The organism is Oerskovia sp. PE-21s, assembly GCF_056158145.1.
The window spans coordinates 113,917-130,876 of the sequence record NZ_JBUXJM010000002.1; the positions used below are offsets into that span (position 1 = coordinate 113,917).

A 16,960-nucleotide genomic window follows, 5' to 3' on the forward strand; every position below is an offset into this window, starting at 1 on the left:
AGTGCCGTGCGCGCGCACGTGCCGTCGCGCCGTGCTCGGGTGCGCGACGACGGCGGGGGAGAGGTCAGGACTCCTGCGGCGCCTCGGGCTCCTGGGCCGCCGCCGGCTCAGCAGGCGCTGCCGATGCTGCCGACGCTGCGGGCGGGAACGTGACGGGCTTCCCGGCCTTCTCGGTCTCCTCCACGATCTCCACGCTCAGGCGGGCGATCGCGAGCTCCTCCATGGTCGGCACGACCATGACCAGCGTGCTCGTCCAGTCGGGCGAGATGACGCGCGGCTCCTTGCTGCGGACCGCGTTGCGCCCCGGGTCGACCGCGATGCCGAGGCCCGCGAGGCCCTCGACGACCTGGGCGCGCACGATGTCGTCGTTCTCGCCCACACCGGCCGTGAACGCGATGACGTCGATACGGCCCAGCACGGCCATGTACGCGCCGATGTACTTGCGCAACCGGTGGATGTACACGTCGAGCGCGAGCTTCGCGTCCTCGTTCCCGTCGGCGATCAGCTCGTGCAGCGCGCGGAAGTCGTTCTCGCCCGCGAGACCCTTGATGCCCGAACGCTTGTTGAACAGGTCGTCGAGCTCGTCGATCGACATGTTCGCGTTGCGCGCGAGGTGGAAGATCACCGCGGGGTCGATGTCCCCGGTGCGGGTCCCCATGACCAGGCCCTCGAGCGGGGTCAGGCCCATCGAGGTGTCGACCGCGATGCCGCCGCGCACGGCCGAGGCCGACGCGCCGTTGCCGAGGTGCAGCACGATGATGTTGAGGTCCTGCAGCCGTCGGCCCAGGACTCGCGCGACCTTGCCCGACACGTAGTGGTGGCTCGTGCCGTGGAAGCCGTACCGGCGCACGCCGTACTTCTGCGCGGTCTCCTTCTCCAGGGCGTAGGTCGAGGCCGCCTCCGGGAGCGACGAGAAGAACGCCGTGTCGAACACCGCGACGTGCGGCACGTCGGGCAGGAGCTCGCGGGCGACCGAGATGCCCGTGACGTTCGCCGGGTTGTGCAGCGGTGCGAGGGGAGCCAGGTCGAGGATCTGACGCTCGACCTCGTCGTCCACCAGGACGGGACGGGAGAACTGGGCGCCACCGTGGACGACGCGGTGACCCACCGCGTAGACGTTGGCGTCGGCGAGCCGCGGCCCGACCTCGTCGAACAGCGACAGCGCGATGCGCAGCGCCTCCGCATGGTCGCGGACGGGCTCCTCACGCGCGGTCGTGTTGCCCGCGAAGCGGTGCTTGATGACACCGTTCGACTCGCCGATGCGCTCGATGGTCCCCGCGGCGATGGCCTCGCCGCCGACCGGGTTGACGAGCTGGTACTTGAGCGAGGACGACCCCGAGTTCATCACGAGGACCGAGCCGTGCGCCCCGTACGCCGAGTACGGGTTCGAGCGCTCGTGCTCCGGGAGGACGGTCATGCGGGTGCTCCGTTCGTGCCGGGCTCGCTGATCGAGCCCGCCTGTGCCTGGATGGCCGTGATGGCCACGGTGTTGACGATGTCCTGGACCAGGGCACCGCGCGAGAGGTCGTTCACGGGCTTGTTCAGGCCCTGGAGGACGGGGCCCACCGCGATGGCGCCCGCCGAGCGCTGCACCGCCTTGTAGGTGTTGTTGCCCGTGTTGAGGTCGGGGAAGATGAAGACCGTCGCCTTGCCGGCGACGTCCGAGCCCGGCATCTTGGACGCCGCCACCGACGCGTCGACCGCGGCGTCGTACTGGATGGGGCCCTCGACGAACAGGTCGGGGCGGCGCGTGCGCACGAGCTCGGTCGCCGAGCGCACCTTGTCGACGTCCACGCCCGAGCCGGACTCGCCGGTCGAGTAGGACAGCATCGCGACGCGCTGGTCGATGCCGAACTGGAGGGCCGTCGCGGCCGACGAGATCGCGATGTCCGCGAGCTGGGTGTCGGTCGGGTCCGGGTTCACGGCGCAGTCGCCGTAGACCAGGACCCGGTCCTCGAGGCACATGAGGAACACCGAGGACACGACCGAGACGCCCGGCACGGTCTTGATGATCTCGAACGACGGCTTGATGGTGTGGGCCGTCGTGTGGCGCGCCCCCGAGACCATGCCGTCGGCCAGGCCCAGGTGGACCATCATGGTGCCGAAGTACGACACGTCCGGGACGATCTCGCGCGCACGCTCGACCGTCATGCCCTTGTGGGCGCGCAGCCTCGTGTACTCCTCGGCGAAGCGCTCGACGAGCTCGGGGTCGTGCGGGTCGATCACGGTCGCGGCGTCGATGTCGAGGCCCAGCTCGGTCGCGCGCGCACGGATCGACTGCTCGTCGCCCAGGATCGTCAGGTCGGCGACCTGGCGGCCCAGCAGGGTCGAGGCCGCACGCAGGATGCGGTCGTCGTCGCCCTCGGGCAGCACGATGTTCTTGCGGTCGGACCGGGCCCGCGAGAGCAGCTCGTACTCGAACATGAGCGGCGTGACGACCTCCGGGCGCGGCACGTCGAGACCCGCGACGAGCGCGGCGCCGTCGACGTTCTGCTCGAACAGCGCGAGCGCCGTGTCGACCTTGCGCTGCGACTCCTTGGACACCCGACCGCGCACGCGCGACGCGGCGCTCGCCGACCGGAACGTCCCGAGGTCCGTCCGGATGATCGGCAGGCTCGGGTCGAGGGCCTCGACCAGACGACCCGTCGAGTCGGTCGGGTAGAAGCCGCCGTTGAGCACGATCCCCGCGAGCGACGGGAAGTTGCGCGCCTGGTGGGCCGCGAGCAGGCCGATGAGGATGTCGCTGCGGTCACCGGGCGTGATGACCACGGCGCCGTCGACGAGCTTCTCGAGCAGGTGCTCGAGCGACATGGCGCCGACCAGCAGGTCGAGGACCTCACGGCCCAGCAGCTCGGGGTCGCCGAGCGCGAGCCGTCCGCCCACGGCCTCCATGATCGCGGCCACGGTCGGTGCGTTGAGGAACGGGTCCTCGGGGATGGCCCACCCGGGCAGCGAGCCCGACGCCGAGTGGGGGCCCTGGCCCTCGGGCGTGATCGTCGAGAGCTGGGCGCGCACCTGGTCGATGCTCTCGGGACGGCAGCGGTTCGCGATGACCGCGATGGGCTGGGCGTGGTTCGAGCGGAGCTCGTTGACGCTGACCTCGGTGAGGTTCGCGATGGCCTCGGGCGTGCGGTCGCGGCCCGAGACGACCAGGAGCACCGGGGCGCCCAGGTTGGCCGCGATGCGCGCGTTGAACGCGAGCTCGGTCGGGCCTGCGACGTCCGTGTAGTCGGTGCCGACGATCACCACGAAGTCGCACTGCTTGGCGACCTCGTGGTACCGGGCGACGATCTGGGCGAGGGCGGCCTCGGGGTCGGCGTGGACGTCGTCGTACGTGACGCCCATGGCCTCCTCGTAGGTGAGGTCGACACCGTCGTGCGCGAGCAGCAGCTCGAGCACGTAGTCGCGGTCAGCGGCGGGGGGTACTGCGGCGGAGCCGGCCCCGTCGACGGGGGCGGTGGCCCCCGCGACGGAGCTCGGGGCGGTCCGGGTCACGGGCCGGAAGACCCCGACCCGCTGGACCCGACGGGTCAGCAGGTCGAGGACGCCCAGCGCGATCGTGGACTTCCCCGTCTCGCCCTCGGGTGAGGCGAGGTAGATGGATCGGGCGGTGCTGGTCACTCGTTGTCGCCTCCGGTAGCGGCGGCCGCGTCGTACGACGGGCCGCTCCCTTCTGTCGCGGTGTCGCCCGCGTCGGGCCACACCCAGTCACGGACCGAGGGGATGTCCTCGCCGTGCTCTCTCGTGTACTGCCGTGCCTCGAGGCGGGCGTCGACCATCTTCTGGCGCAGGCCCGCCGCCTTCGAGCGCAGCGACGGCACGCGGTCGATGACGTCGATCACCAGGTGGAACCGGTCCAGGTCGTTGAGCATGACCATGTCGAACGGCGTGGTGGTCGTGCCCTCCTCCTTGTAGCCGCGCACGTGGATGTTGTCGTGCCCGTTGCGGCGGTAGGTCAGGCGGTGGATGAGCCACGGGTACCCGTGGTACGCGAAGACCACGGGCTTGTCCGTGGTGAAGAGCGTGTCGAAGTCGCGGTCGGAGAGCCCGTGCGGGTGCTCCTTCTCGTCCTGCAGGCGCATCAGGTCCACGACGTTGACGACGCGCACCTTGAGGTCGGGCAGGTGCTGACGCAGCAGGTCGGCCGCAGCGAGCGTCTCCAGGGTCGGGACGTCGCCCGCGCAGCCGAGCACGACGTCGGGGTCCTCGCCCGGGACCTCGCTGCCCGCCCACTCCCAGATGCCCAGGCCCCGGGTGCAGTGCGCGACCGCCTGGTCCATGGTGAGGAAGTTCGGCGCCGGCTGCTTGCCCGCGACCACGACGTTGACGTACTGGCGCGAGCGCAGGACGTGGTCGTACGTCGAGAGCAAGGTGTTGGCGTCCGGCGGCAGGTAGACGCGGACGATCTCCGCCTTCTTGTTCACGACGTGGTCGATGAAGCCCGGGTCCTGGTGGCTGAAGCCGTTGTGGTCCTGGCGCCACACGTGGCTCGAGAGCAGGTAGTTGAGGCTCGCGATCGGGCGGCGCCACGGGATGTCGTTCGTGATCTTGAGCCACTTGGCGTGCTGGTTGAACATCGAGTCGATGATGTGGATGAACGCCTCGTAGCACGAGAACAGGCCGTGGCGACCCGTCAGCAGGTAGCCCTCGAGCCACCCCTGGCACTGGTGCTCGGACAGCATCTCCATGACGCGACCCGCCCGCGCGAGGTGCTCGTCGACGTCGGGCCCGAAGAAGTCCGCGTTCCACTGCTTGTCCGTGACCTCGTAGACGGCCTGCAAGCGGTTCGACGCGGTCTCGTCGGGGCCGAAGATCCGGAAGTTGTCCGGGTTGAGGCGCACGACGTCCGTGAGCCACTGGCCCAGGACCCTGGTCGCCTCCGACATGCCCCCACCGGGCGCGCTGACCTCGACCGCGTAGTCGCGGAAGTCGGGCAGGCGCAGGTCCTTGAGCAGCAGGCCGCCGTTGGTGTGCGGGTTGTCGCTCATGCGCAGCGTGCCCCGGGGCGCCAGGCGAGCGACGTCCGCGTCGAGGCGGCCCTCGTCGTCGAACAGCTCGTGGACGCGGTAGGAGTCGAGCCAGTCCTTGAGGTCCTGCAGGTGCTCGGGGGTGTCGCGCGCGCTCGCGAGCGGCACCTGGTGCGAGCGCCAGGAGTCCTCGGTCTTCTTGCCGTCGATCGTCTTGGGGCCCGTCCACCCCTTGGGGGTGCGGAAGACGATCATGGGCCACGCCGGGCGCTCGTCGTTGCCCGCTGCGGCGTCGGCCTTGATCTGCGCGATGTGGTTGAGCACCTCGTCGAGCAGGACCCCGAAGCGCCGGTGGACCTCGTAGTGGTCCTCGCCGTCGAACCCGCCCGTGAAGAAGTACGGGGTGTGCCCGTAGCCGATCATGAGGTCGCGCAGCTCGTCGTCGCTGATGCGCCCGAGGATCGTGGGGTTCGCGATCTTGTACCCGTTGAGGTGCAGGATCGGCAGCACGACACCGTCGTTGACGGGGTTGACGAACTTGTTCGAGTGCCAGCTCGTGGCCAGGGGGCCGGTCTCGGCCTCGCCGTCGCCCACGACCGCGGCGACCAGGAGGTCCGGGTTGTCGAACGCGGCGCCGTAGGCGTGCGAGAGCGCGTAGCCGAGCTCGCCGCCCTCGTGGATCGACCCCGGGGTCTCCGGGGCGACGTGCGAGGGGATGCCGCCCGGGAACGAGAACTGGCGGAACAACCGGCGCAGGCCCTCGGTGTCCTGGGTGATGTCCGAGTAGACCTCCGAGTACGTGCCCTCGAGGTACGAGTTCGCGACCAGGCCGGGCCCACCGTGACCGGGGCCCGTGACGTAGATCGTCGACTGCTCACGCTCGACGATCGCGCGGTTCAGGTGCGCGTACAGGAAGTTCAGGCCCGGCGTCGTGCCCCAGTGGCCGAGGAGGCGCGGCTTGACGTCGTCGCGGGTGAGGGGCTCGCGCAGCAGCGGGTTCGCGAGCAGGTAGATCTGGCCCACCGACAGGTAGTTGGCGGCCCGCCACCACCCGTCGACGCGCGCGAGCGTCTCCTCGGAGAGGGGGGCGACCTCGGCGGATCGCCAAGGGGTTCCTTCTGTCGGACGCGAGGTGGTCGTAGTCATCGCACGCTCCAGCTGTACCGGGGGATGGTGGCACCTTCATACAACCCCATCCATGGGGGCAACGCATGGTTTCGACGGCCCCACGGGATGTGAGGTGCGTCTGTCGGGGAAGAAAAGGACGAAGGTCCCGACCGGCTCGTCGAGAGGTCCCGGGACGGGCGATCTTGCCCGGGACAGTGGTCTGGGTCACGTCGGGGGTCGGGGATTCTCTCGGGCCACCCCCGCGCGGCTACCGTGGAGTCGTGTCCGACCAGGCTCCCTCTCGCCCCGGCTTCTGGGCTGTCGCCCGCCGCCCCCGCATGATCGGCTTCCTGCTGCTCTTTCTCCTCGCAGCGGCCGTGTGCGGTCGTCTCGGGGTGTGGCAGCTCGACCGTGCCTACCAGCGGGCCGAGCTCGCCGAGCAGCACGAGATCGCCGAGGCCGAGGCAGCCGGGCCCGAAGGCCTCGGCGTGCTGCTCCCTCCGCAGTCGACCTTCCCGGGTGAGCTCGTGGGACGCCAGGCCTGGGTCGAGGGCGAGTACGAGCCCGAGGGGCAGCTCCTCGTCGCGGGGCGTGCGCTCGACGGGCGCACGGGCTACCTGGTCCTGACGCCGCTGCGCGTGAGCGACGACGGCACGGGCGGCGAGTCCTGGGCCGGCCTGTCCGGCCCGCCCGTGGTCCCGGTCGTCCGGGGCTGGGTCCCGACGGCGGACGCCGAGGAGGACGTGGCCCTCGCCGTACCCTCGGGCGAGGTGCGGGTCACCGCGTACCTCCAGGCCTCGGAGGCCGCCGGGACCGGCGGCCTGCCCGAGGGGCAGACGGACTCGATCTCCTCGGCGGCCCTCGCCAACGAGTGGGGCAACCCCATCTACGGCGGCTACCTGGTGCTCATGGAGTCCGACCCGGCTCAGCTCGCTGCGGCCGAGGGCGGCCCGCACCTGCTGCCCCGTCCGACCATCGAGGGCGGCAACGGGGTCAACGTCCAGAACGCCTTCTACGCGCTCCAGTGGTGGATCTTCGGCGCGTTCGCGGTCGCCCTGTGGGTGCGGCTCGTGCGCGACGAGGCCGCGGGCGGGCGCAAGCGCTCCGACGGGGTCGGGGGCGGGATCGCAGGGCTGCCCGACCTGCCGCAGGAGCCCGTCAGCCGTCCGACGGCGTGAGGTCGAGCAGCATCTCGACCGTGCCCGCGTCCTCGACCTGGACGAAGCCGAGGTTCGGCGCCGCGACGTCGTAGTCGGAGAAGGTGACGGGGATCGACCCGCTGACCTGCGCCCCGTCGCCCGTGGTCCGGGCGTCGAGGGTCGCCGTGACGTCGCGCGAGACGCCCTTGATCGTCAGCGTGCCGGTGGCCTGCACGGTGGCCGAGCCGCTCGCGAGGCCCGAGAGGTCGACGGGGGCGGTGAGGACGAAGGTCGCGGTCGGGTGCTCGCCGGTGTCGAGGATGCGCAGGAACTGCCGGTCGCGTGCTGAGTCGTCGGTCTCGATCGTCGTCATGTCGACCTCGATGCTCGCCGCGGTGAGGATGCCGCCCTCGACCGTGACCTCGCCCCGCACGTCGCCCGTGCGGCCGACCACGGTCACGTCCTGCCCAGAGAGCACCTCGTCGACGCGGTAGCCCGCCTGGGAGTCGGTGTCCACGGCGTAGACGCCGTCCTGGACGCCGTCGACGGACGAGCCTGCGGCGTCAGCGCTCCCGCCGGCCGTGGCGTCGTCGGTGGCCGTCGCCGAGCCGACCGACAGGGGAGCGGCCTCCGTGCCGGCCTGCGAGCGGGCGTAGACCCACGTGCCGCCCAGCAGCAGGAGCGCGCACAGCGTCGCGATCCCGACGGTCAGCGCGATCGTCTTCTTCATGGCCCCTCGCATCCTCGTTGAACGTTCAACCAATCGTGAGGGCTCTTGCTGGGGAATGCCTGGAAGCAGGGCGTGGTGCCTGCTGTGCACCCGGGCGCGCGCCGAGGACCTCGTCGTCCTGTCAGGTCGTCGGACGGCGCCGGGACATGTCGGACTGGCGAGAGCGTACCGGCAGGTCAGGGCGTCGCAGGACGGCGTTCAGGGCGTGGCCCGACACCGGCCACGCCCTGAACGGTCCCGCCAGTGGAACGGGCTCACTCCTGCTGCCAGGAGCTCCACAGTCGCGCGTAGTCGCCACCCGCGGCGACGAGCTCGTCGTGCGGACCGATCTCGGTGATGCGCCCCCCGTCCACGACCGCGACCCGGTCGGCGTCGTGCGCGGTGTGCAGGCGGTGCGCGATCGCGACCACCGTCCGTCCTTCGAGGACGGCGTTGAGCGAGCGCTCGAGGTGCCGGGCTGCTCGCGGGTCCAGCAGCGACGTCGCCTCGTCGAGGATCAAGGTGTGCGGGTCGAGCAGCACGAGGCGCGCGAGCGCTACCTGCTGCGCCTGCGCGGGCGTGAGGACGTGACCGCCCGAGCCGACCTCGGTCGCGAGCCCCTCGGGGAGCGTCTCGACCCAGCCACGCGCGTCGACCGCAGCAAGGGCCCCGAGCAGCGCGTCGTCGTCCGCGTGCTCGTCGGCCAGCCGCAGGTTGTCCGCGAGCGACCCGACGAACACGTGGTGCTCCTGCGTGACGAGGGCGACGTGACGGCGCAGGTCGTCGAGCGGGAGGTCGACCAGCTCGACGCCGCCGACCGTGACGGAGCCGCCCGTGGGCGGGTGGATGCCCGCGAGCATGCGCCCGAGCGTCGACTTGCCCGCGCCGGACGGACCGACGACCGCCAGGCGCTCGCCGACCGCGAGGTCGAGGTCGATCCCGTGCAGCACGTTGTGCCCCTCGCGGTACGCGTACTCGACGTCCCGCGCCACGACGTGCTCGTCCGTGGGCACCTCGTCCCCGGCCTCGCGGTCGCTGTCGACGAGCTTGACGCCCACGATGCGCGCGAGCGAGGTCGCGGCGACCTGGATCTCGTCGAGCCAGAAGATGAGCTCCCAGACGGGCCCGGCGAGCTGGAACGCGTACATCGCGATGGTCGTCACCGCGCCGATCGTCGCGTGCCCCGTCGAGAGCAGGTAGCCGCCCCACACGATCACTGCGACGGGCGCGAGCACGAACGTGAAGTCGACCGCGGGGAACAGGACCGTGCGCAGGTTCAGCGTGTACTTCTCGGCCGCGAAGGCCTCGCGCAGGTCAGCCTCGACCCTGGCCCTGCGACGCGCGCCCAGGCGCAGGGCGTCGACGGTGCGGGCGCCCTCGACCGACTCGGTGATGGTGCCGTTGAGCGCCGCGTACGCCGCGGACTCGCGCTGGTAGCCGGGCGAGGCGCGCCGAAGGTACCAGCGGGAGACCACGACCATGAGCGGGACGCCCAGGAACAGCGACACGGCCACGAGCGGCGAGGTGAGCATGCTCGCCACGACCGTGAGCAGGATCGTGACGACCGCGACGATGAGGCGCGGGACGCCGAACCGCACGGCGTGCTGGATACGGTTGACGTCGTTGGTCGTGCGCGCGACCAGGTCTCCTGTGCCGGCGCGCTCGACGGTCGACAACGGCAGCGTCGTGACGGTCTCCAGGAAGTCCTCGCGGAGCTCGGCGAAGACCGTCTCCCCGAAGATCATCGAGGACTTCTGGGCGTAGCGGATGAGCACGGCCTGGACGAGGACCGCGCCCACGCCGATCGCGATGACCTGGTTGACGTAGGCCGACGTGGTGCCCTGGGCGACCGCGTCGACGAGGCGGCCCAGGATCCACGGGCCCGCGAGCCCGGCGATCGCTGCGACGGTGTGCAGGACCGCGAGGCCGATGAGCGGCCTGCGGTGCTCGCGGACCAGGTAGGCGGTGTGCTGGCGGACCTGGGAGGCGTCCGCGACGGGGAGCTTCATGACACGCCCTTCGAGGCGTCGGTGAGCTCGGCGGAGCCCATGGGCAGGTGGTCGTCCTCGGGGACTGCGGGCGTCTCGTCCATCGAGCGCCCGACGACGGCGCGGTAGCGCGAGGCCTCCGCGCCCTGGTGGGCGTCGTGCGGGCGGTGCAGGAGCTCACGGTGCGTGCCGTGCGTGACGACGCGGCCGTCCTCGACGAACAGGACGTCGTCGACGTGGTCGAGCACGAGCGGGCTCGCGGTCACGATGAGCGTGGTGCGCCCGCGCCGAACCTCGGCGAGGCGTTCGGCGATGCGGGCCTCGGTGTGGGCGTCGACCGCGCTCGTGGGCTCGACGAGCACCAGGATCTCGGGGTCGGTGAGGATCGCGCGGGCCAGGGCGACGCGCTGGCGCTGGCCGCCGGACAACGAGCGGCCCTTCTCCGGGAGCTCGCCCGCGAGGCCGTCGGGCACCGAGTCCAGGACGTCGTGCGCGTCGGCGATCATGACGGCCCGCAGGAGCTCGGCCTCGAGGCTCCCGCCGCGCACGTCGATCTCCTCGCCGAGCACGCCCGAGAACAGGTGGGGCGTGGCCTCGGCGACGACGATGCGCTCGCGCACCACGTCCTTGTCGAGGTCGGAGAGCCGGATCCCGCCCAGGTGCACGGGCGTGCCCGCCTCCGCGACGTCGTCGAACCGGCCCATGCGCGTGGCGATGCGCGCCGACTCGTCCGGGTCCACGCTCACGAGCGCGACGACGCGGCCGGGCGTGAGCTCGACACCGCTCGCGTCGTCGACCAGGGCCGCCCCGGCGGGCGGCGCGGACGCCGTGCCGGGGGTCGCGCCCGTCGCGGGGACGACCGAGAGCACCTTGACGAGCTTCTTCGCGGCCACGTGGGCGCGCGTCGTGATCTGGAGCGTCTGGGTCGCGATCTGCAGCGGCCACGACAGGAACGCGGCGTACCCGTAGAACGCGACGAGCTGACCCGGGCTGATGTCCCCGGCCACGGCCGCGTGCGCGCCCAGGTACAGGACCAGGGCGACGAAGAGTCCCGGCAGCAGGACCTGGAGCCCGTCGAGGTAGGACTGCGTGGTCGCGACCCGCACGCCCGTCTCGCGCACGGCCTGGGACTGGGTGCGGTAGCGGTCCGTGAAGACCTTCTCGCCGCCGATGCCGCGCAGGATGCGCAGGCCCGAGACGGTGTCCGCGCCCAGGGTGGTCAGCCGGCCCGACGCCTCGCGCTGCGCGGCCTGGCGCTGCTGGAGGGGCTTGACGAGGAACGCGAGGATGCCCGCGACGACCGGCAGCCCGAGGACCACGACGAGGCCCAGCTGGAGCGAGGTGCTCAGCATGATCCCGGCGACCACGGCGTACGCCATGAGGGAGCCCGCGAAGCGCGCGGCGATCGCGTAGACCTCGCCCACGCGCAGCGCGTCCGACGCGACCGCCGAGACGACCTCTCCCGTGGGGAGCTCGTCCGTGATGGTGTGCCCCGAGCGCGCCACGGTGTCGCCGACGAGCTGCGAGGTGGTGAAGGCCGAGCGCAGCCAGTTCTCGATGTCGAAGCGGTGCCCGAGAGCGGCCGCGCCCACCTGCACCAGGCCGATGCCCAGCATGACCGCGGCCCAGCCGAGAAGGACCGCGCCGAAGCCCTCGTCGAGACCCTCGTCGAGCGCGCGACCGAGCACGTAGGGCATGACAGCCTGGCACACGAACGTGACCATGCCGAGCAGGACGGCGGCCAGGAGGATCCCCCACTGGCGGCGCGCGAGCCACCACAGGAAGGCACCGGGGCCGGTGAGCGGAGGGGTGCCAGGGTCGGGGAGGGGGAGGGGGCGCACGGTCATTAACATTAGGTGTGGCCACCGACACCGGGCCACGGATTTTCGCTCAGCGTAAGGAAACCTCCCATGACCACGCCCGACCCCGCCGGCTCGCAGAAGACCTCCGACGCCGTGGCGGACGCCCCGTCGCAGGAGGTCGTGGACCGCGCCGTCCGCAAGGCCCGCGGCGCGCTCCAGCGCTACCGCGTGATGGCCCTCATCACCGGTGTGATGCTCCTGATCCTGTGCGTCGAGATGATCGTCAAGTACGGCGTCGGCCAGTTCGTCGACGTCGACGGCGTGATGCGCTTCGTGGGCTGGATCCCGTTCGCGCACGGCTGGGTCTACGTGGTCTACCTCGTGACGGTCCTGGACCTGTGGTCCAAGATGCGCTGGAGCTGGGGACGACTCGCGACCATGGTCTTCGCGGGCGTCGTGCCCGTCATGTCGTTCATCCTCGAGAAGAAGGTCCACCGCGAGGCCGAGGCCAAGCTCGACGCCCTCGTGGAGCAGTACGCGCGATGACGTCGCTGCCGCCGCTGGTCGCCCCCTCGGCCGAGCCCCTGTCTGCGCAGGAGCTGGCCCGCTACTCGCGGCACCTGGCCCTGCCGGGGATCGGGGTCGAGGGTCAGCAGCGCCTGCGGGCCGCGCGCGTGCTGGTCGTGGGCGCGGGCGGGCTGGGCAGCCCCGCGCTGCTCTACCTCGCGGCGGCCGGCGTCGGGACGATCGGCATCGTCGACGACGACCGCGTGGAGGTCTCCAACCTCCAGCGCCAGGTCATCCACGGCGGCTCGGACGTGGGGCGACCCAAGGTCGTCTCGGCGCAGGACGCCCTCGCGGAGGTCAACCCGCACGTGAGGGTCCGCCTGCACGAGCAGCGTCTCGACGCGACCAACGTCCTCGACGTCCTGGCGGGCTACGACGTCGTCCTCGACGGGACCGACAACTTCGCGACCCGCTACCTCGTGGGCGACGCCGCCGAGATCGCGGGCGTCCCGTGCGTGTGGGGCTCGATCTTCCGCTTCCAGGGCCAGGTCAGCGTCTTCTGGTCGGCGCCGCCGGTCGGGGAGGGCGTCGTCTACCGCGACGTGTTCCCCGAGCCGCCGCCGCCCGGTACCGTGCCAGACTGCGCGACGGGCGGGGTCCTGGGCGCCATGTGCGGGACGGTCGGTTCGGTCATGGCGACCGAGGCCATCAAGCTGATCACCGGTGCGGGCCGCACGCTCCTGGGCCGCCTCGCGGTCTACGACTCGCTCGAGCTCACGTGGCGCCACCTCACGATCCGGGCCGACCCGGCCCGCGTCCCGGTGACGGGGCTCCTGGCGGGGGACCACGCGTACGAGGCGTTCTGCGGGTTCGCCCCGGTAGACGACGTGGGCTCGGTCGAGGTCCCGTCGGATGTCTCGTCCGGCGCGGACCTCTTCTCCGGCCCGACGGCGGACGGCCGCCTCGTGGTCGACCTCGCCCGGGTGCCGGGCAGGACGGGGCCGACGCCCACGAGCCTGACCCCTCGCGAGCTCGCCGACCGCCTCGCGGACCCCGACGACGACCTGCTGCTGCTCGACGTGCGCGAGGACTGGGAGACGCAGATCGTCTCGCTCGACGGCGCCCGCGTGGTGCCCAGCGGGGTCTACGCGGGGCCCGGGGCGGCCGCGGCGCTCGCGGACCTGCCGCGCGACCGGACGGTCGCGGTGCTGTGCAAGGTCGGAGGCCGGTCCGAGCGGGTCGCGAGCCTCGCGCGGGCCGCGGGCGTGGACGCGCGCAACGTCGAGGGCGGGATCCTGGCGTGGGTGCGGGACGTCGAGCCGGGCCGCCCGACCTACTGATTCCTCGCTCTCCTCGCTCTCCTCGCTGTCGGCGAGGTAGAACGTTCTGCGTGACGTAGAACCCGGTGCGGTCTACCTCGAGCAGGACGTTCTACCTCAGCGGGAGTGCTCCGGCACTGCGCCGGGTCAGAGCGCCAGGTCCAGGTTGCCGGCGCCCAGCAGGCCGGACCCCGTGAGCCCGGCACGGCCCACCATGCCGTCGACCGGCGAGCTCGCGAGGGCCCGCTCGCGGCGCGGGATGCGACCCGCGAGCGCCGCGAGCCGTCCGGCCTCGACCGCGAGCCGCATGGCCGTGGCCATCCGCACCGGGTCGGCGGCACGGGTCACGGCCGTCGCGAGGAGCACGCCGTCGCACCCGAGCTCGAGGGCGTGCGCGGCCTCCGACGCGGTCCCGATCCCCGCGTCCAGGATCACTGGCACGCGGGCCGCCGACGCGATGGCTGCGATGTTGCGCGGGTTGAGGATGCCCAGCCCCGACCCGATGGGCGCGCCCAGCGGCATGACGGCCGCGCAGCCCACGTCCTCGAGGCGGCGCGCGAGGATCGGGTCGTCGTTGGTGTAGGGCAGGACGGTGAAGCCGTCGCGGACCAGGGTCTCGGCGGCCTGGACGAGCCCGATCGGGTCGGGCAGCAGCGTCACGTCGTCGGCGATCACCTCGAGCTTGACCCAGTCGGTGCCGCAGGCCTCGCGGGCCAGGTGGGCCGTGAGGACGGCCTCCTTGGCCGAGAAGCAGCCCGCGGTGTTGGGCAGGGCGCGGATGCCGAGGCGGTCGAGCAGGCCCCAGATGCCGGTCTCGCCCGCACCCCCGTCGCTGCCCGCGCCACCCGACGGACGCACCCGCGCGACGCGGCGCATCGCGACGGTCGTGAGCGCGGTGCCGGACGCGACGAGCGCCTCCTCGAGCGTGAGCAGGTTCGCGGCACCGCCCGTGCCCATGACGAGGCGCGAGCCGAGCGGCACGCCCGCGACGACGAGAGAGTCGTCGGCCGCGCGGTCCTGCGGGTCCTCAACCACCCTGCACCGCCGTGACGACCTCGACACGGTCGCCGTCGCGCAGGGTCGTGGACGCCCACGTGCTGCGGGGGAGCACGGCGTCGTCGATCGCGACCGCGACGCCCCGGGGGACGTCGCCCGTGTCCCCGAGGAGCTCGGGCAGCAACGCGGCGACGAGGGCCGTGACGGTCGTGGGCGCGGCGAGCGGATAGGGCTCGCCGTTGACGAGCGCGGTGCCGGTCATGTGGTCCTCCGGGGGGTGGGCGTGGGGGAAGGGGCGGACGCGGGGGAGAAGCGCAGGGGGTCGATCGCCGCGACCGCGGGCGGCAGCGGCTGGCCGGTCAGGACCGCGTCGATCGCTGCTCCCGTCACGGGGGCGAGCAGCACGCCGTTGCGGTAGTGGCCCGTCGCGAGGACCAGGCCGGGCACGCTCGTGGCTCCCAGGAGCGGCAGGTTGTCGGGGGTGCCCGGGCGCACGCGCGGCGTGACCTCGACGAGGGCCAGCTCGTCGAGCGCGGGGAGCAGCGCGCGGGCGTCCCGCAGGAGCGCGAAGACGCCGCCCACGGTCGCGCGCCGGTCGTCGGGGTGCTCCTCGCTCGTCGCGCCGACGACGACCTCGCGGTGCCCGTCGGGTCCGGGCGTACGCGGTACGACGTACACCGGACGTCCCTGCACGACGCCGCGCACCACGTGGTCGAGCGTGAACCAGGGCGGGGCGTCGAGCCGGAGCGTCTGCCCCTTCACCGGACGGGTCGGGGCCGTGACCTCGGGGACGTCCGCGAGCAGGCTGCCCGAGTCCGCACCTGCCGCGAGGACCACGGTCCCCGCCCGGTGCTCGTGGCCCGCGTCGTCGAGAGCCCCGGTCATGGGGGCGCCCGGTCCTGGCGAGCGCAGGAGCCGGACGGCCCGGCGGTGCACGACGGCGGCGCGCGGGTCCCGTGCGAGGGCCGCGGTCAGGGCGCGGTGCACCGCCCGCGGGTCGACCTGGTGGTCTCCCGGCGCCCAGAACGCGCCCGCGACGCGCTGCCCGACGAGCGGCTCGCGCTCCCGGGCGGCCACGACCGTGATCTCGGTCGAGTCGAGCCCCCACGCCTCCTGCAGCGCACGCACGCGCCGCCCGAGGGCCAGGTCGTCCCCGTCGTAGGCCAGCGTGAGCGTGCCCGTGGCCCGCAGCCCCACGTCGAGCCCCGAGTCGGCCTCGAGCTCGGCCGCGAACGCGGGCCACCGCGCGGCGGAGTCGGCGCCCAGGCGCAGCGCGGCCTCCTCGCCGAAGTCGGCCTCGGTCACCGGGGCGAGCATCCCGGCCGCCGCGTGGGTCGCGCCGTCGCCCGGCGCCGGGTCCAGGACGGTCACGCGCAGACCTGCACGCGAGGCCCGCCACGCCGTGGTGAGCCCCACGATGCCGCCGCCCACGACGAGGACGTCCGTGGCGCCGTCGGGCACGGGTGGGCGCGCGGGCAGGGCAGGGTGGTCGGTGGACAGGGTTGCGCTCATGCGCTCGCTCCCTTCGCTGGCATGACCCAGATCAGGTTCGACGGTCGGCTCTCGCCCTCTCAGCCCCGAACGGGGCTCCCGTGCTTCGCGGCCACCCTACAACGCACGCCGACCACGCCCGGGGCGTGCCCACGGGCTGCGCCCCGACCGCGCCCCCGACGAGCCGTGCCTATCCTGGGCGCCGTGACCACCGCTCCGACCGGCGACGCCGAGGCCCGACAGCACACCGCCCCCCGCGCGGGCACCGTCGAGCGGCTGCGCGCCGCCCGGCTGTACCTGTGCACCGACGCGCGCGAGGAGCGCGGCGACCTCGAGGACTTCCTGCACGCGGCGCTCGCGGGCGGGGTCGACGTGGTCCAGCTCCGGGACAAGACGCTCGACGTCGCGCGCGAGCTCGAGCTCCAGGAGACGGTCGCGCGCGTCGCGACCGAGCACGGGGCGCTGTGGGCCGTCAACGACCGGGCCGACGTCGCGCTGCTGACCGGGGCCCCCGTCGTGCACATGGGTCAGGGCGACCTGCCCGTGCCCGCGGTCCGGTCGCTCCTCGGTGCGGGCCCGCTCCTGGGCCGCTCGACGCACTCGCTCACCCAGGCCGCAGCCGCCGAGGCCGACCCCGACGTCGACTACTTCTGCGTCGGCCCCCTCTGGGCCACGCCCACGAAGCCGGGGCGCGACGCCGTCGGGCTCGACCTGCTGCGACAGGTCGCGGCGACGGCGCCGACCACGCCGTGGTTCGCGATCGGGGGTGTCGACGCCGACAGGCTCGACCAGGTGCTGGACGCGGGCGCCGAGCGCATCGTCGTGGTCCGCGCGATCACGGGTGCGGCCGATCCCGAGCGGGCCGCGCGCGAGCTACGCGAGCGGCTGCCCGCCTGACGCGCGCAGTGATCCCCGTCGCACGTGCTGGACCGATG

Annotated in this window: 13 protein-coding genes; 4 read left to right on the forward strand and 9 right to left on the reverse strand. The window is 72.8% G+C overall.

Annotated elements, in window-relative coordinates:
* Positions 1 to 64 precede the first annotated feature (64 nt).
* Genes ACZDYF_RS03535 through ACZDYF_RS03545 form a run of 3 tightly spaced genes read right to left on the reverse strand, consistent with a single transcriptional unit; the run spans position 65 to position 6,113 of the window.
* Positions 65 to 1,417 (reverse strand): acetate/propionate family kinase, encoded by a 1,353-nt coding sequence (locus tag ACZDYF_RS03535; protein ID WP_204808046.1) that lies wholly within the window; start codon positions 1,415 to 1,417, stop codon positions 65 to 67.
* Entirely contained in the window at positions 1,414 to 3,621 is a 2,208-nt protein-coding gene (gene pta, locus ACZDYF_RS03540) for a phosphate acetyltransferase (protein WP_475053412.1), read from the reverse strand. Before pta ends, ACZDYF_RS03535 begins: the two co-directional genes overlap by 4 nt.
* Entirely contained in the window at positions 3,618 to 6,113 is a 2,496-nt protein-coding gene (locus ACZDYF_RS03545; protein ID WP_204808049.1) for a phosphoketolase family protein, read from the reverse strand. Before ACZDYF_RS03545 ends, pta begins: the two co-directional genes overlap by 4 nt.
* Before the next feature lie 242 nt (positions 6,114 to 6,355).
* On the opposite strand from ACZDYF_RS03545, the gene ACZDYF_RS03550 reads away from it, so the two are divergent.
* Positions 6,356 to 7,252: an SURF1 family protein gene (locus tag ACZDYF_RS03550; protein ID WP_475053419.1), complete on the forward strand. Its 897-nt coding sequence runs from the start codon at positions 6,356 to 6,358 to the stop codon at positions 7,250 to 7,252.
* On the opposite strand, the gene ACZDYF_RS03555 is transcribed toward ACZDYF_RS03550, so the two are convergent.
* The 3 genes from ACZDYF_RS03555 to ACZDYF_RS03565 form a co-directional block, all read right to left on the reverse strand.
* Positions 7,233 to 7,943, reverse strand: a complete 711-nt coding sequence (locus ACZDYF_RS03555; RefSeq protein ID WP_475053422.1) for a YceI family protein — start codon at positions 7,941 to 7,943, stop codon at positions 7,233 to 7,235. The two genes, ACZDYF_RS03550 and ACZDYF_RS03555, sit on opposite strands and share 20 nt — an antisense overlap.
* Before the next feature lie 254 nt (positions 7,944 to 8,197).
* On the reverse strand, positions 8,198 to 9,931 hold the full coding sequence (locus ACZDYF_RS03560) for an ABC transporter ATP-binding protein (RefSeq protein WP_191791454.1): 1,734 nt from the start codon (positions 9,929 to 9,931) through the stop codon (positions 8,198 to 8,200).
* Positions 9,928 to 11,757 carry an ABC transporter ATP-binding protein gene (locus ACZDYF_RS03565; RefSeq protein ID WP_475053426.1) on the reverse strand — a complete coding sequence of 610 codons (1,830 nt, stop codon included), beginning with the start codon at positions 11,755 to 11,757 and terminating at the stop codon, positions 9,928 to 9,930. The genes ACZDYF_RS03560 and ACZDYF_RS03565 overlap by 4 nt, the downstream gene beginning before the upstream one ends.
* Before the next feature lie 63 nt (positions 11,758 to 11,820).
* On the opposite strand from ACZDYF_RS03565, the gene ACZDYF_RS03570 reads away from it, so the two are divergent.
* Together ACZDYF_RS03570 and moeB are read left to right on the forward strand one after the other, a co-directional pair.
* Positions 11,821 to 12,258 (forward strand): DUF3817 domain-containing protein, encoded by a 438-nt coding sequence (locus tag ACZDYF_RS03570; protein ID WP_191791450.1) that lies wholly within the window; start codon positions 11,821 to 11,823, stop codon positions 12,256 to 12,258.
* Positions 12,255 to 13,559 carry a molybdopterin-synthase adenylyltransferase MoeB gene (gene moeB, locus ACZDYF_RS03575; protein ID WP_475053429.1) on the forward strand — a complete coding sequence of 435 codons (1,305 nt, stop codon included), beginning with the start codon at positions 12,255 to 12,257 and terminating at the stop codon, positions 13,557 to 13,559. The genes ACZDYF_RS03570 and moeB overlap by 4 nt, the downstream gene beginning before the upstream one ends.
* A gap of 126 nt (positions 13,560 to 13,685) precedes the next feature.
* Here the strand turns inward: moeB and ACZDYF_RS03580 are convergent, their stop codons facing one another.
* The 3 genes from ACZDYF_RS03580 to thiO all read right to left on the reverse strand — a co-directional run bounded on the left by ACZDYF_RS03580 (position 13,686) and on the right by thiO (position 16,046).
* Positions 13,686 to 14,495 (reverse strand): thiazole synthase, encoded by an 810-nt coding sequence (locus tag ACZDYF_RS03580; protein WP_475054591.1) that lies wholly within the window; start codon positions 14,493 to 14,495, stop codon positions 13,686 to 13,688.
* Positions 14,496 to 14,565: 70 nt separating this feature from the next.
* Entirely contained in the window at positions 14,566 to 14,796 is a 231-nt protein-coding gene (thiS, locus tag ACZDYF_RS03585) for a sulfur carrier protein ThiS (RefSeq protein WP_475053434.1), read from the reverse strand.
* Positions 14,793 to 16,046: a glycine oxidase ThiO gene (thiO, locus tag ACZDYF_RS03590; protein ID WP_475053437.1), complete on the reverse strand. Its 1,254-nt coding sequence runs from the start codon at positions 16,044 to 16,046 to the stop codon at positions 14,793 to 14,795. The genes thiS and thiO overlap by 4 nt, the downstream gene beginning before the upstream one ends.
* Positions 16,047 to 16,220: 174 nt before the next feature.
* On the opposite strand from thiO, the gene thiE reads away from it, so the two are divergent.
* Entirely contained in the window at positions 16,221 to 16,922 is a 702-nt protein-coding gene (thiE, locus tag ACZDYF_RS03595) for a thiamine phosphate synthase (protein ID WP_449867006.1), read from the forward strand.
* The last annotated feature ends 38 nt before the right edge of the window (positions 16,923 to 16,960 follow it).